2 tRNA genes and 1 rRNA gene are annotated in these 1867 nt (G+C 53.9%); all 3 read right to left on the minus strand.

Features of this window, described 5'->3' with window-relative positions:
- Window positions 1-59: 59 nt before the first annotated feature.
- A tRNA-Ala gene (locus tag WFM49_RS18460) sits at window positions 60-135 on the minus strand.
- An 11-nt stretch (window positions 136-146) separates the two neighbouring features.
- Window positions 147-223 (minus strand) — tRNA-Ile (locus WFM49_RS18465).
- Between the two features lie 93 nt (window positions 224-316).
- A 16S ribosomal RNA gene (locus WFM49_RS18470) occupies window positions 317-1853 on the minus strand.
- Window positions 1854-1867 lie beyond the last annotated feature (14 nt).

Consider the following 1867-nt stretch of genomic DNA (forward strand, 5'->3'; position numbering starts at 1 on the left):
GCCTGTGCCCTATACTCTGTCATGAACCTTGCTGTATCGACAACCAACCACAAAAGCGGTGGTGGAGGATGACGGGATCGAACCGACGACCCCCTGCTTGCAAAGCAGGTGCTCTCCCAGCTGAGCTAATCCCCCGAGGTAATCGTTGGTGGGTCAAGTTGGAATCGAACCAACGACCCCCGCCTTATCAAGACGGTGCTCTAACCGACTGAGCTACTGACCCATCTATCACCAGTGGGCGATACCTTCAATGGTCATGACATTAACTAACAGCCAATAAGTGTGGACGCTTTCGCTTTGCGAGCCATTCGCTCTAAAAGGAGGTGATCCAGCCGCACCTTCCGATACGGCTACCTTGTTACGACTTCACCCCAGTCATGAATCCCACCGTGGTAAGCGCCCTCCTTACGGTTAGGCTACCTACTTCTGGTGAAACCCACTCCCATGGTGTGACGGGCGGTGTGTACAAGACCCGGGAACGTATTCACCGCGACATTCTGATCCGCGATTACTAGCGATTCCGACTTCACGCAGTCGAGTTGCAGACTGCGATCCGGACTACGATCGGGTTTCTGAGATTGGCTCCCCCTCGCGGGTTGGCGACCCTCTGTCCCGACCATTGTATGACGTGTGAAGCCCTACCCATAAGGGCCATGAGGACTTGACGTCATCCCCACCTTCCTCCGGTTTGTCACCGGCAGTCTCATTAGAGTGCTCTTGCGTAGCAACTAATGACAAGGGTTGCGCTCGTTGCGGGACTTAACCCAACATCTCACGACACGAGCTGACGACAGCCATGCAGCACCTGTGTTCCGGTTCTCTTGCGAGCACGGCCAAATCTCTTCGGCTTTCCAGACATGTCAAGGGTAGGTAAGGTTTTTCGCGTTGCATCGAATTAATCCACATCATCCACCGCTTGTGCGGGTCCCCGTCAATTCCTTTGAGTTTTAATCTTGCGACCGTACTCCCCAGGCGGTCAACTTCACGCGTTAGCTGCGCTACTAAGGCCTAACGGCCCCAACAGCTAGTTGACATCGTTTAGGGCGTGGACTACCAGGGTATCTAATCCTGTTTGCTCCCCACGCTTTCGTGTCTGAGCGTCAGTATTATCCCAGGGGGCTGCCTTCGCCATCGGTATTCCTCCACATATCTACGCATTTCACTGCTACACGTGGAATTCTACCCCCCTCTGACATACTCTAGCTCGGCAGTTAAAAATGCAGTTCCAAGGTTGAGCCCTGGGATTTCACATCTTTCTTTCCGAACCGCCTACACACGCTTTACGCCCAGTAATTCCGATTAACGCTTGCACCCTACGTATTACCGCGGCTGCTGGCACGTAGTTAGCCGGTGCTTATTCTGCAGATACCGTCAGCAGTATCCCGTATTAGGGGATACCTTTTCTTCTCTGCCAAAAGTACTTTACAACCCGAAGGCCTTCATCATACACGCGGGATGGCTGGATCAGGGTTTCCCCCATTGTCCAAAATTCCCCACTGCTGCCTCCCGTAGGAGTCTGGGCCGTGTCTCAGTCCCAGTGTGGCTGGTCGTCCTCTCAAACCAGCTACGGATCGTTGCCTTGGTGAGCCTTTACCCCACCAACTAGCTAATCCGATATCGGCCGCTCCAATAGTGAGAGGTCTTGCGATCCCCCCCTTTCCCCCGTAGGGCGTATGCGGTATTAGCCACTCTTTCGAGTAGTTATCCCCCGCTACTGGGCACGTTCCGATATATTACTCACCCGTCCGCCACTCGCCGCCAAGAGAGCAAGCTCTCTCGCGCTGCCGTTCGACTTGCATGTGTAAAGCATCCCGCTAGCGTTCAATCTGAGCCAGGATCAAACTCTTCAGTTTAATCTCTGTGGTTG

Source organism: Alcaligenes sp. PF14, assembly GCF_037150615.1.
Taxonomy (GTDB): domain Bacteria; phylum Pseudomonadota; class Gammaproteobacteria; order Burkholderiales; family Burkholderiaceae_B; genus Alcaligenes; species Alcaligenes phenolicus.